General features: G+C 35.0%; 16 protein-coding genes. 2 read left to right on the forward strand and 14 right to left on the reverse strand.

The features are described 5' to 3' along the window. Positions 1-7: 7 nt before the first annotated feature. Positions 8-292 carry a hypothetical protein gene (locus tag AT726_RS01285; protein WP_068758865.1) on the forward strand — a complete coding sequence of 95 codons (285 nt, stop codon included), beginning with the start codon at positions 8-10 and terminating at the stop codon, positions 290-292. A gap of 33 nt (positions 293-325) precedes the next feature. Here the strand turns inward: AT726_RS01285 and AT726_RS01290 are convergent, their stop codons facing one another. The 3 genes from AT726_RS01290 to AT726_RS01300 all read right to left on the reverse strand — a co-directional run bounded on the left by AT726_RS01290 (position 326) and on the right by AT726_RS01300 (position 2,474). After that, the gene (locus AT726_RS01290; protein WP_055274862.1) at positions 326-982 is read right to left on the reverse strand and encodes a hypothetical protein; all 657 of its coding nucleotides are present in this window, start codon (positions 980-982) and stop codon (positions 326-328) included. Between the two features lie 172 nt (positions 983-1,154). Further along, positions 1,155-1,991 carry a hypothetical protein gene (locus tag AT726_RS01295; RefSeq protein ID WP_055274860.1) on the reverse strand — a complete coding sequence of 279 codons (837 nt, stop codon included), beginning with the start codon at positions 1,989-1,991 and terminating at the stop codon, positions 1,155-1,157. Between the two features lie 147 nt (positions 1,992-2,138). After that, the gene (locus AT726_RS01300) at positions 2,139-2,474 is read right to left on the reverse strand and encodes a GreA/GreB family elongation factor (RefSeq protein WP_055274858.1); all 336 of its coding nucleotides are present in this window, start codon (positions 2,472-2,474) and stop codon (positions 2,139-2,141) included. A gap of 280 nt (positions 2,475-2,754) precedes the next feature. Here AT726_RS01300 and AT726_RS01305 point away from each other — a divergent pair, with 280 nt between their 5' ends. Then, entirely contained in the window at positions 2,755-3,348 is a 594-nt protein-coding gene (locus AT726_RS01305; protein ID WP_068758866.1) for a hypothetical protein, read from the forward strand. Between the two features lie 226 nt (positions 3,349-3,574). Here AT726_RS01305 and AT726_RS13490 read toward each other — a convergent pair whose 3' ends face one another. The 11 genes from AT726_RS13490 to AT726_RS01355 form a co-directional block, all read right to left on the reverse strand. After that, positions 3,575-3,703: a hypothetical protein gene (locus AT726_RS13490; protein WP_335338311.1), complete on the reverse strand. Its 129-nt coding sequence runs from the start codon at positions 3,701-3,703 to the stop codon at positions 3,575-3,577. Between the two features lie 294 nt (positions 3,704-3,997). Next, complete coding sequence (locus tag AT726_RS01310) at positions 3,998-4,510, reverse strand: hypothetical protein (protein WP_055243827.1); 513 nt, start codon at positions 4,508-4,510, stop codon at positions 3,998-4,000. A gap of 216 nt (positions 4,511-4,726) precedes the next feature. Beyond that, positions 4,727-6,079, reverse strand: coding sequence for a DUF4179 domain-containing protein (locus tag AT726_RS01315; RefSeq protein ID WP_068758867.1), 1,353 nt, complete (start codon positions 6,077-6,079; stop codon positions 4,727-4,729). A gap of 97 nt (positions 6,080-6,176) precedes the next feature. Beyond that, a complete protein-coding gene (locus AT726_RS01320; RefSeq protein WP_082411170.1) occupies positions 6,177-6,476 on the reverse strand; it encodes an RNA polymerase sigma factor in 300 nt (99 codons plus the stop codon). Positions 6,477-6,506: 30 nt separating this feature from the next. Continuing rightward, complete coding sequence (locus AT726_RS01325; protein ID WP_055243781.1) at positions 6,507-6,731, reverse strand: hypothetical protein; 225 nt, start codon at positions 6,729-6,731, stop codon at positions 6,507-6,509. A 101-nt stretch (positions 6,732-6,832) separates the two neighbouring features. Next, positions 6,833-7,474 carry a YesL family protein gene (locus AT726_RS01330; protein WP_068758868.1) on the reverse strand — a complete coding sequence of 214 codons (642 nt, stop codon included), beginning with the start codon at positions 7,472-7,474 and terminating at the stop codon, positions 6,833-6,835. A gap of 264 nt (positions 7,475-7,738) precedes the next feature. Next, positions 7,739-8,167, reverse strand: a complete 429-nt coding sequence (locus AT726_RS01335; protein WP_055243777.1) for a gamma-glutamylcyclotransferase family protein — start codon at positions 8,165-8,167, stop codon at positions 7,739-7,741. Then, the gene (gene pcp / locus AT726_RS01340; protein WP_055243776.1) at positions 8,161-8,805 is read right to left on the reverse strand and encodes a pyroglutamyl-peptidase I; all 645 of its coding nucleotides are present in this window, start codon (positions 8,803-8,805) and stop codon (positions 8,161-8,163) included. Before pcp ends, AT726_RS01335 begins: the two co-directional genes overlap by 7 nt. A 26-nt stretch (positions 8,806-8,831) precedes the next feature. Then, on the reverse strand, positions 8,832-9,746 hold the full coding sequence (locus AT726_RS01345) for a DUF979 domain-containing protein (RefSeq protein WP_055274850.1): 915 nt from the start codon (positions 9,744-9,746) through the stop codon (positions 8,832-8,834). Then, positions 9,746-10,447, reverse strand: coding sequence for a DUF969 domain-containing protein (locus tag AT726_RS01350; protein WP_068758869.1), 702 nt, complete (start codon positions 10,445-10,447; stop codon positions 9,746-9,748). Before AT726_RS01350 ends, AT726_RS01345 begins: the two co-directional genes overlap by 1 nt. Before the next feature lie 303 nt (positions 10,448-10,750). Beyond that, a complete protein-coding gene (locus AT726_RS01355; RefSeq protein ID WP_068758870.1) occupies positions 10,751-13,870 on the reverse strand; it encodes an AAA family ATPase in 3,120 nt (1,039 codons plus the stop codon). Between the last annotated feature and the right edge of the window lies 1 nt (position 13,871).

The following is a 13,871-nucleotide window of genomic DNA, read 5'->3' on the forward strand; positions in this document are numbered from 1 at the left end:
GATTGAAATGAGTTTAAAAGAGACATACGAAGACTTACAACAAAAGGCATCTCAAATCCAACATGAACTAACATCACTAAAAACTGAAATGACCCTATTAGAAGAAAATATTCATGGGATTGAACTTAATCCAAATTTTTTAGAAACAGACGTACAACCTCTTTATGAATCGCTTTGGAATTTACAAATGGTTTATAAAAAGCGTCAAACGGAATTAAATACTGTAACCCTTCAACTGAATCACCTTGATCACATTCTTGAAGGTATCATGGAAACTGATCAAATGATCTAAAAAAAAACCACCAGTAGAACTGGTGGTTTTTTTTTATTCGAAATAAATAGGATGATAACTAATAATATAACTTTCATTTCCATCATGTTGAAGGGTTACACTTGCCACCCCAACTTGATGACACTCAATAGATTGATGCCAATTTTTAATTAAAGAGATGGGTTCTATCACTGTTTCATCCACTTCATATAAATCTAAATCAATCGTATAAGTTCCATCATCATTGAACTGACATTGATAAATTTCAGGATAGATTTGATAGGTTTTTAACTTAATATCTGGTCGTGCCACATAATCTCCTAAATCAATATAGATTCCTGACAATTGTGCCTCTTGATTAAAATACTGCTCTATCAATGAAAACATCATTTTTTTATCAAAAGAAGCATAGGCTTCATCTTCTCGCCACATCGGTTCAACCATCGCCGGATAGTCTAACTGCAAAAGTTGTGAGGAAAAATTTAATAGTTGTAACGAACAGTCGTCTCCTTCTTCATAATCAGCAAAATGTGTAACAGTCAATGCCTTAAAGTATTCATTTAATTCTGCGACTTGTTCATTCGATAGTGGAATCGTCCATTCATCTTCTCGATCATCTAATCCCTCATCTACTTTTTTACCATTCATTGAACAAGCTACCAAGCAAAGAGTCATTAACGAAAAACAAATCACACTCATTATTTGTTTCATTAGATTTCCTCTCCTTTAAGTGTCTCTATGACTTTGATAGTACATTATATTCAATGATTCGCCTAAACTTGACATATTAAAAAGCTATGACCACAATTAGCCATAGCTTCTTTAGTGATGAAACGAATATTTATCTAGACATTCCGTTACCATTTATATGTGAAAATAACACCTAATATTCCTCTTTTTGATCTGCTTCAATCATCAGTCTAGCTAAATGATTAACGGTATTTCCCCAAGTACAAAACATTAAATCAATTAAATCATCGCATCCTAAAAAAGCAACAGCGCTCTGTGTATCCCGCTTCAAGTCTTTTATTTGAATATAAAAATTATCCACCGGTTCAGTATGTGAAGGGGATATCACATACTGAACCGATTCTTTTAAACGATATTCTTCCTCTAGTTCAAATACCTCATGATGGTTCTCCATCGTGGTTAAAGAGGCATTTTGAGGACTTGGTGTCGAATTCACTTTAAATGACGTCACAATCGCATGCGTGATTTCGCGTGCATTCGTAAAATTTCCGTGTAGAGAAACTGAAATTTGTGTCAAACATTGATTAGAAATAAGCATCGCATACGTTTGACTTCCAGCGGTACTCATCGCCTGCTCGATAATCACAGCTGGATAACCATCGATCATGGCTTCAGTCATCGTTTTAATTGAAAATTGATGTTGCATAATGCCAACCATCCGTTTTAAAAAGGCTAGTTTGTCTGTCTTCGTTTGAAAAGATGCGTCATTAAGTCGTTGACTACTAATCGTCACGGTTAGAGGCGCGATACTATAATCATGATACTGATTCGCCTCATAAGCAATAAACTCATAACCATCACAATTGGTCATCGTATTCAAATGATCTGGTACACAGATACTGTAATTTAAAATATCATATTCCACTAAATTTCCATAAGCATACTCACGAGCAGCATATTTTCCTAACAACTCTTCTAAATTTAAATTTAGTCCCTGAAAAGTTGTACAGAATTGATGATTTAATCTCATGAACCCATTTCCCCTTTTATCAAAGATATTCGATTGTAGTCGTCTTTTTTACTACATTGTCATTGTATGGTTCACCTCACCATTTTAGACATTATTTTTAAAAGAAAACGCATAAAAAAGATGTCTCCCCTAAAGCAAGACATCTTTCTATCCTCTCATTCCACTGACAGATAAAATCTTATATTCAATTTCTTGACACTCAAACGTTGTTAAAACTGAGCCTTCTAAAATCAGATGGCCTAATTCTGAAGTTTCACTCCATTTTCCTTCAAATAAGTTCACCTCATGATCAGGGACAATCATCACATTTAAAATAAGATGATCTGTTAAATTTAATAATTTGACTTTATCATATAATTTAATTTCTTCACCTTGTTGTAATTTCCGCACTTTTTTGAACGACTGACTCTGATTCACTGTCTGCTTTCGTTCTTTAGCTGTCGATAAATAATGCTGTAAATACGCCCTCTCTTTTCTTTCCATAACTCCCCCATAAACAAATAAATCTCACGTTACATTGTACAAGCATTAGAAAAAAATGTAAATCATAACCCTTCAATTTTCTTATGAAGCAAATAGCTCCTCCTTTATTTCGACATCTCCTTAAAAATAAATCTTTTTCCTTGATTCATTTTATCGGACTTCGTGAATTGACTCGTTAATCCCTGTGCTCATTTTGTAATCATTTGTCACTCTAATCGTAAACCAAAAACGTGCTTAATATAATGTATCAAACTTATCATAAGAGAGAGGGTTGACCTATTTGAAAAAAATTATCGCTACATTATCTCTATCTATCACGGCCTTACTCGTCGTCTTTGTCTTACAATATAACTCTGGTGCCAAAACAACAGAAGAAGCCATGACTATAGCGGGTTTAAGCGCTCTTGAAGTCCTTTATGAGAAAAAGACGGAAGAAGGATCGATTCTACTTTATCGAGTACCAGGTGAAGAACAGATTTCTCTTGCCTTTTTAGATCGTAGCTTTTCTGGTTATGAATATATCGATGGTTCGATTCAATATGAAACAACGACCCTAGAAGAACAAGCTGGGTTAACTTATGTCGCTCTTCGTCAATCGGATGATATTCCCTATACGATTTATGCTGGGGTCACTAAAAATCCTGACTTATTTGAAGTGCTTGTGACGGAACCAACCTTTAACATTGCTCATAGTGCCAAAATCTTTGAATCAGCCGTTGAAGGAACTTATATCTGGATGGCTTACTCGCCCGATTTTACAGGTGATAATTTTTCATTAATCGGTTTAAGTGAAGCAGGGGATATCATTGGTCACTTAGAACACGATGGAACGACATTAACCATTCATTCCATTGATCCATCCGAAGCACAATAAAAAATATTCCCATTCAAGCGAAAGGACACCGTAATGGTGTTCTTTTTTATTTTATTTTTATATCCCTACTCTCCCTGTACAACGATGAATTCCAATTCATCCATCATACTGTCCTATTCAGAGGATAATTAATGGTTTGAGTTTAACCTTTCTTTTCTAACAGCTCGTCATGTTTTCCTTACTCAATCCCCTGTCCATTATTCATCTCGAAGATTTAATCAGCCTTTTAAATGGTTGACAGGCGATGAAGCACAATGAACGTGGTACACCCTTGCATGATATGATCAAAAGTCTTCTGAATTTGCCTTTCCATACGTGTATCAATCGAAAAAGTTGCTTCATTTAAAATTAACATCGGCGGTTAAAGTAGGATGATATGGTCAATGCCTAATAACTACTTTTGTCCTTGAGATAAATTCCCCCCTCTTCGGTATCCTGTCCATCTCTTAATTGAGTACTAAATTGATAAGTGTCATTTTCCCACACCTAGTTGGACCAACAATGGAGTTTGATACTCATCTTATTCCCTGCTCTCTAATGCTACTGTTATAACAAAATTTTGATTAACTTGTAAGCATACAAAAAAGACATAGGTTCTCTTTTTCCCCTATGTCTGAACTTATTTAAATGAATTAATGGAAATCCCTCCTTAATAAACAAACTCCGTATGCGTCCATTGACGGAAAAAATTAATATCACGAATGCTGCCATCAGAGTTTAATAAACCTAAGTAAACTCCATCATTTTTTCCAACTTTCCAAATCGCATTGGCTGTATTATCTTTCGTTGAAATTCCCATGTCCTTAATACATTGAATAAAAATATCTTTTCCAACTCCAAATGTTTCAGTGATATAAGCCACTAAATAAATATCAATCGCACTAGCTCCTAGTTCACAAGGATCTTTACTTAAAAGATGTTCTTTCAAAATTTCAGGCCAATCTTCTTGATAACTTTCTAATAATAAGTCTTGGATTTCATTAATACAATATGACTTATAACAACGTTTCTCCCACTGACGTAACATTGAAGCATCTCCGTTTAATTCAACTAAATGGGTTAGCATCGTTTTTAATCCACATAGCATTGGAATAACTTTCGTGGTTAACGAACGCCCTTGTAAATGATCTGGTAATACAATTTTTAAATTCTCATCTTTCATAACCTCTCCCCCAATTAATGTAAACCCTTTCTTTTTGTTTTTCACGTTTATTATATGACCTCTTGTCGATTATTTCAACAATGGTTGATGAAGATTTTTAAATTTTTCCTATTTTTCTGATAAAGGTCGTTCTGACTTATGAAAAAAGAGCCCTTATCTACTATCCAATATATGACATAGGGCTCTTTTTTGGTTCCTAATTCTTTAAAACTTTCTCTATTTTAACGGAATTCGCAAACTCCATGCTGGCGCTTCTTCACTTAATTCAGGCATTAAAGGAATAGCAATCGTATAAGCTTTTGATGTATCAATATAGTCAATTCTGACACTATATAACCCTTGCGATTGATCTTCTACCGCCATCACTGATTGTCCTTCTCGTCGAGCATAATCATTCAACTCTTCATCAAATAAAACAAGACTACTTAAATTATGTGGCCAATAAGTATCTGGAAGTCTAAAGATAATCTTCACTTCATCCTCCATTAATTCAATATCTTCTATCATTACTTTTTCAGTTGAATTTACCCATATTTCTTCTCCAATAAACTCAGTTAGAATTTTAAATTCGGTTGATTTTTGTAAATTCAAATAATAAATGACTTCATCTAATGCAAATCCTGAGGCTAATTCCTGATCAGTTGGTTTTCTTGTAATCGCTTGGTATTGATCATCAATCACTTGAGTGTTTGGTGTTTGATAAATCTGATAATGAATGTTATCTTTCACAATATAACAATACGGCTCGGTTGTTCTGGGATAAATCTCAATCCACTCTAAATCTGACCAATTCGAATTCACTCTTAATTTGAAAGTTGCCTCTTTTTTCTCAGAATCAAAGGTCCCTTGAACATCATCTACATCGTAAAGCTCTTCGTTTGAACCCTTAATGACCAAATCTCCTAGTTCATAAAAAACGTCATCAACCGATTCCCCTTCAACACTCATATAAATCGTATTAGCTAACTGGCTTTTTACGACTTGATTGGCTGAAATCATTGTCCTTTCATACTCTATTGTAGCATCCGGATTCAAACGTTCTCCTCCTAATAATTTAGAGGCTTTAAATTTAAAATTCCATTTTCCTTTTAATGACTCAAATCCACGTGTTAACTGACTAATTCTTAAATCAATGGTAACTTCATCTGGTAAATGAAGATCGCTCATACTTGCTTCAATAATAATGGCTCCGGTTTTCTCATCAATTTGGCGAACTTTTGGGCTATTAGCCATCGTTTTTTTCCCATTAACGAATAAATAATAATCTAAATTAAAAAAATCATTTTCATTTAATTTCTCATAGCCAGCTAAAAAGTCACTCTCTACCGTTAGTGCCATCATTAAAAGATTATCATCTAATACAACTTCAGCTAGTGTTATAGTTGTTTCTTCATCAACTTCTGATACCCCAATCATTTTAGCCACTTCTTGAAACCTTCCGGCTGGTTCCCCAAATAAATGTGCCGAGAACGCATTGAATGATTGCGTCATTCCTTGTAATGCTTTTGCCACCTCTGGCTGACTTAATCCAATGATACCTACGATTCCAACAGAGGCTGCTATTGACATCGTTTTTTCCACTTCATCGGTTTTTTATGTTGCTTCATTTCAGTTTTAGCACGCGTTATCCCTTTTAATACGGCTTCTTCATATGCTTTTGAATTCATTAGCAACTCCCCTCCTTTAACATCAATCGAAGTTCTCGCTTCCCTCTTCTTAAATGACTCTTGACCGTATTTGAGCTCATTCCAAGTTGAGTTGCAATTTCCTCAATACTTAAATCATCAAAATACTTTAAATGAATGACGGATTGATATTCAGGTCGTAAGTTCTTGATGGCTTCATGCAAATCGATTTTTTCTTCAATTGAAAAAACATGATGATGCTTCATCATCCCTTCATCAAGTTCTAAAAAATCTACTTTTTGAATCGAATCAAGCGCTAAATTCATTAAAATTTTGGTCATCCATGTTTTAAAATACTTAGGTTCCTTCAACTACCCAATCGTTAATAACCCTTTATAAGCTAGTTCTTGGATTAAATCCAAAACTTCCTGATCATTCTTCACATATCGATAAGCAATCTGAGTAAAATAGCCCTCATAACGCTTCATTAATTCTAAAAATGCTAAATCATCTTGTTTCATTGCTTTTTTAACCAGTTGTACTTCCTCTAATTGACTATAATCTCGACACCATGGCATCATGATAACCTTTTTCATTTCATCCTCCTTATAATCTGACTTTTGGATCCACTCTCTTAGACAGAATTTCATCTTAAAAAGTTGCAAATAAATATAAAAAGACCAAAAATTTTGGTCTTCTAAAAATCTAATCCTTCTTCATTTAATTCTTTTAAAATTTCTTGACGCTCAAGGAACTTAAGAATAGACTGGCGAACAAAATAGCATGCAATTAAAGCGATAGCTCCTGGTAAAATAATCACAAGACCTGGTACCATCAATAAGCAGAATAACATGCTCACAATCACTCCAAAGGCTTTAATAGATTCTAAAACATAAGCATGTGTAAATAAAAATGAATTTTTAATAATTGTGAATATCTTTAATTCATACTTTGCTAATAAAGCACACATATAAATACTAATCATAATGACCTCAAAAGCAACTAAAATCATGATAATCAATGACAGATTAAAGCCATCTTTTAATGAAGAAAACCCCATCATAAAATAAGTGGTACTACTAAACCACAAAATTCCTAAGACAAGTGTAATCCAAAGTGATTGAACAAAATTTTCTTTATAACTTTTGATAAAATCAGAAATAATCTTAGTCTCTTTTCCACCTACTTTTTTACCAGCCACATAAAGTAACGCAGTTGTCGATGCCCCAATTGTTAGGATAGGCAAACACCCAATAAGCCATAAAATAGATAGAATTCCCATATCACTTAATGTGTAAATCAATTTAAAAAATAAATTATCATCATACTGTTTTTCCATTTTAAAATCCCCCTAAAATCAGTCAACTATCTCAACATCTCCGTAATCATTATTATACCATTTATAGGAAATTTTTTTCTTCGCAAATTGTTGCAATTTTTGTGCTTTTTAAGATAACTTCATCATATGATTTAAAAGAAGGTAATACTCTCTAATTTCAACTTCATTTTGTTTTTGTATTTTCACTTATATCGTCAAGAGATGATTACTCTACAATCAGCAAAAAGAAAACAGGTCCAAAACTTTGGACCTGTTTTCTTTTGATTAACCTTTAAACGTTTTCCAACAACGAGTCTCCATTAAGCTAAACTCGTTAGGTTCAAGTTCTATTAATCGTGGATTAATTACGTAAGCATAGGCTTTTTTAATTTCCCCACTAGCAGTTTTAACATCAAGAATTTTACGATCATACATATTTTCTGGATGATTAGGAGCAATGTACCCTTCAATCACATCGAGTGGTGGAAGAACCTTGTCTAAATTTTTAACATAGAATAATTGTCCCTTTACCGTATGAATTCCATCTGCTAATGCAGGATAATCTTCCTTACGATAATAATACAACTCTCCTTTTACACTGGCAGCTTCATGATGCTCTAAGTTTTCGTGTAAGATATCAATATAGTTGCGCTCTCCCAACATCAATGTTCCATAAACGAAAATAGGTAACTCATTTTCTTGATGTGTTAGCATACAGCTCCTCCTGTTTCTTTAACATCTTCTTCGACTTGAATGGCTGTTTTAATTAACGTCGTTAACCCTTTAACAATTTCATCACGTGACATCGATGGCATCGTTGGTTTATCGACTGTTTGCATTGGTAAATATGGAATATGAACGAATCCAGCTTTTAAACTTGGTTGATGTAGGGCTGCATAATGCAGTGCTCCATACATGATATGGTTACAAACGAATGTTCCTGCCGTATTCGAAACAGAAGCTGGAATTCCAGCTTCTTTCATATCACGTACCATTGCTTTAATCGGTAAAGTTGAGAAATAAGCCGCTGGTCCCTCTTCAAAAATCGTACGATCAATCGGTTGTTTTCCATCATTATCAGGAATACGAGCATCATCTTGGTTAATCGCAATACGCTCAACAGTAATGTTGGGGCGTCCACCTGCTTGTCCCACACAAATCACAACATCTGGTTGCTCTTCTTTTAAAATTCCGTATAACACCTCAATACTACGATCGAAAACTGTTGGAATTTCACGTTTTAAAATTTGTACCCCTAAAATTTCATCTGGTAATTGTTTGACAGATTCTGTTGCTGGGTTAATGGCTTCTCCACCAAATGGATCAAATCCAGTGACTAAAATCTTTTTCATCTACAATTCCTCCTCAAATCAACAAATTAAAATGCTAAAAAACGCATTAAAATAATATGAATAATTAACATGATAACCGCAAATGGAGCTTGCGCTTTAATGACACCGTATTGATTTTTAATATCTAAAATTGAAGCGGGAACGATATTGAAGTTTGCCGCCATTGGCGTTAATAATGTCCCACAGAATCCTGCAGTTAAAGCAAGGGCACTTGCAATTAATGGATTGGCTCCTAATGCAAAGACAAATGGAACTCCAATTCCTGCTGTAATAACTGAGAAGGCTGCAAAGGCATTTCCCATAACTGCTGTAAATAACGCCATACCAACACAGTACGCTGTTACCCCTAACCAAATGTTCCCGGTAGGAATCACTTGACTTACTCCACCAGCAATCACATCACCGACACCAGCAATCGTAAATAAAGTTCCAAGAGCGGCTAAGATTTGAGGTAAAATCGCTGTTGGTCCAACTTGACTTAATAAGCGAGTCGCCTCAGAATTAGCTTCCCCAATACTTGATTTTGAAATCAATAAGATGACAATTAACGCTCCAATCCCACTTAATCCAATGGCATTGTACGATCCTAAGTTTGTAAACTGGGCAATCACGAATGCTAAAATCGCTAAGACTAACGCTGGAATAAACAATTTATTTCCAATCTTAGCTGCTGATTCTTTTTTGAACTCTTCTGTCGTTGTGTTGAAGCTAACTAGTTTAACCTGCTTTGTAGCTGATAAGATGGCCATTACAATAATTAAAACTCCAACAATATTAGCTGGAATATAATCACCTAAAATAAAGATAATCCCTAAAAGCGACCAAAATAGAGCCGTTCCAACACGTGCTTGTTGTCCTTTAGTACGTAAAGCTGAGACAGCTAAGGAAACACAAATTAATCCAATAATCGCATAAATAACAAATAAAAGTACATTCGTCATTAGTTATTTCCTCCTTTCTTACCGCTCACACCATGTGCGCGTTGCATTTTTTTCTCGTTCAATTTAAACTGAATAACCCCAAGAATTAAGGCAATCACTGCAATTGGTAACGTATACAACGCAATTGTTGTTGGTCCTTGCTTTGAATCAACCGTATAACCTAATTCATTTAAAGTTCCGACAATTAACATTACTCCAGAAGCACCAATAAATAAGTTTTGTCCAAAGAAGTTCCCATAGTTTTCAGCTGCTGCTGTTAACCCTTTAATGGTTTCAGAATCTTTTTCATTTAACTCTTTATAATTAGCGCGAGCTGCTCCTTCAGCCATTGGTAAAACTAATGGACGACCAAATTGAACATGGCCTGACATACGAATACTTAACGCTGCCATTAATAAACGGAACACTAAGTAAATCGAAAGAACACCATCCGCTTTTGCACTTTTTAATTGACTAATTAACCAAGCTGCACGTTCTTTCAAACCATAACGCTCCATTAATCCGATAACCGGTAACGTAATAACAAATAACGTCATATAACGATTAGCAACGAAAGCTTCCCCTAACTTTGTTAAAATTTCATTAAAATCTAATCCTCCAACAAACCCTGTGGCAATCCCTGCTACCACAACGATGGCCAGTGTGTCGATTTTTAAGATGAACCCAATAATGATAATAAAAACACCGATTAAACTTAACACATCATTTCCTCCTTTGATTTTCTTTGTCTTAAAAAAATTATAACACAATTTTGACACATTTCGACATTCATTTTATGGAATGAGATCGATTTTTCTATAAAAATAATACAAATCATTATCTCTAACAGCTATTTTATCTATAAACGACACTAAGAACCGTATTCTTAATTTGATATCTAAAATATTGTAAAAAAACAAAGAAAAACCTGAGAAATCAACACTAAAGTGATAGATTTTCTCAGGTTTTTCAATGATTAAGTTCTTTTGTACCCTCTAAATTTGATAAAACTTAACGTCTTCGTACTATTTTCTAAAATAAGCCTGACTTCCTGCACCATCCGTTTCAACAACTAATTTAGCTGGAATTCTTTCTTTTAATTCATTCACATGTGAAATTACACCAATTAATCGACCATGATCCTGTAACTCCATTAAAATATCAATTGCTTGATCAAGCGACTCCGAATCAAGCGTTCCAAATCCTTCATCAATAAACATCGTATCTAATTGAATTCCTCCAGAATTTTGTTGCACTGTATCTGAAAGCCCTAATGCAAGTGCTAACGAAGCTTTAAAACTCTCACCACCTGATAATGTATTGACGGGACGATTGTTGCATGTATGACTATCGTAAACATCTAAATCTAATCCTTTACGCCCTACACCTTTAACCTCTTCACGACGAAGTAAATAGTAACGTCGTGAGGTCATCTTTTGAAGTCTTGCATTAGCTGCCGCTAATACCTCATCAAAGTAGCTTGATAACACATATGTTTCAAAAGACATCTTTCCACCACTACGTCCATTGGCTAATGAGTCTAACTCACCAACAATCGCATACTCTTGTTCTCTCTTTTGAATCGTTTGATATTTTTTGGTGACAGAGGCTAGAATCGTCTCATTTTGTTCAAGGTTCGCCGTTAATGTCGCACGATCTTTCGTTATTTCAGCTTTTCGACGATCAAGTTCAGCCATCATTTCTTCCAAGACACTTAAATCGACACGATCTTTACCTTTTAACTCTTCTTGAAGCATTTCTTGCATCTTCGTTGCCGTATGAAGCTCTTGATAATAATTTTGAACCTGTTGCTCAAGTTGAGCTAATAATTCAATCCACTGTTTTGCCTCTTCATAACGTTCAACTGATTCAAAATAAGTTTGAATTTGTTCAAAAAAGGCCTCGTTAGATTGCTCAAACTGTTCAATATAATAAGCTAATTGTTGATTAACCTCTTCAATAGCCGCTTTTAAACCAGCGATTTGTGTCGTGACTCGTTGATAATCCGCTTCACTTGAAGAAATATTTTGTTCCAGTTCAACTTTTCTTAATTCGACCTCACTCATCATTTGATTTAATACCTCTAATGAACGGTAGTTTTCTGGGATACTTTCCTCTAAATCTTTTTTTGAACGCTGTTCAGCTTTATAACGGTCCCGTTGCTCTTGAAGTACACCTTGCTTTTGATCAATCTGCTGCTCTAATGGTTCAATCTCAAGCTTCAATTGTGTCAATCGTTGAATCTCATTCTCTAATCTTTGAACGTCTAAATGAACTTTTTCAATTAATTGTACTAATTCATGAGTCTCTTTTCTTAACGCCTCACTTAACTGATCAGCCACTTCTTGATTTAATATGAAATCAGATGAAACGACATGTCGTCCTTGTAATGTTTGAACCAATTCATTTAATGAGCGTTGCTCTTCTGATTGGGTAGTCTGTAACACTGTTAGCTCCTGTTGGACTTGACGCACTTTATTTTCTAATGATTCTACGTCAAAGCGAAACTGATCAAGCTCGTTTTTCGACAAAATCTTCTCATCACTACGACGTGGATTTGGATGGTCTAAAGACCCACAGACCGGACAAGCTTGACCCACCTTTAATTCATTCGCTAATCGTATGGCGGCTGCATTAATGAACAACTCAGCTTGATGTTCATAAGCGTGACGCTGAGTCGTAGCGTCACTCATCAATTGCTGATAATAAATCTGCTGTGTTTCAATCAAATTCGTTGTTTTTTCATACGAATGGAGTCGATTAACCAGTGACTGAACATATTCAAAATCTTCATTTAATTTCAACTGTTTCAAATTTAACGTATGTTGTTGATCTTTAAAAGTCGCTAATTGCAATGTCAATTGCTCCAATCGCGACACTTCTTGACGTAACACGATTAAACGACCTTCTTCGACTTCAAGTTCTGTCTTTAATGTCTGCCCACTTTTTTTAAGACTTTCAAGTAACTGCTGTTTTTGTTCTAACTGAGTGACCCCTTCGATATAACGTGAAAGATTACTTTTTGACTGAATTAAACTAGCAATTTCCTGTCTTAATGATTCAATGGCAGTGTAGCACTTTTCTACTAAAATAAACTCTGTTTCACAGTCTTTTAATGATTGAGTTAACTGCTCTTGTTTCGTTGCTGTCTCCTGTTTCAGGACTTGATATTTCAGACACTCATTCTCTAAATTAATGAGACCTTGTGCAGATTTTGCCTCTTGTATCTGTTTTTCTCGTTCTGAAATCGAGGCTTGATAATGATTTAATTGTTCTAGTGTCTGAATCACTTGTTCATATTGCATAAACTTCTCATTCAATCTCATTCCCGCTTCATGATGCGTGCGATGCTCTTGTATCATTTCATCTAAGCGATGTGACATCTCAGTTAACGTATTCACCGATTCTTTCCAAACCACTTGCTGATCTTTAGCTATTGCTAATACATTCATTAACGGCTGTTCTAGCTCAATCACATGTTCTTCATCCGTTTTAATGAGTTTTAACTCTGCCTGAATCGACTTTTGTGTATCTGCCACCTCTAACTTTAGTGCATTAGCTTGTTGAGTTAACTGCTCTTGAATCGTTTTATAAAAATCAGTTCCAAAAATCTTACGTAAGATCTCCTCTTTATTCGTCGTATTCGCAACTAAAAACTCTTTAAAATCTCCTTGTGGAATCATCACAATCTTACGGAATTGCTCAACTTTTAATCCAATGATTTGTTGAATCTGCTCTTTTACCTCGCCATCCTTCGTTATTGGTGCCTGCTCACTTCCTACCTCCAGTAACTCCACCGTTGCAGGAACTTCTCTAAATCCATCTCCACGCTTTTTCTTTTGAAGTTGCTGGGGGGCACGTGTAATCTGATACGTTTTATCCTTCACTCTAAAACTAAACTCAACCTCAGTTTTTAACTCACTATCCTTTGCAAAATCACTACGGAGCTCTTTTCCTGTACGACTACCTCCACTCGTTTCACCATAAAGCGCATAACAAATCGCATCAAAAATCGTTGTTTTACCTGCACCCGTTGGTCCTGTCACAACAAAAATATCTTGCCCGTCTAAATCTTCCTTAAAATTCAACGTCGTTTGCTTCGCATAAGGCCCAAAAGCCGTAATCTTTAATGACAATGGCTTCATG

The sequence above is a fragment of the Turicibacter sp. H121 genome (assembly GCF_001543345.1).
GTDB classification, from domain to species: Bacteria; Bacillota_I; Bacilli_A; order MOL361; family Turicibacteraceae; genus Turicibacter; species Turicibacter bilis.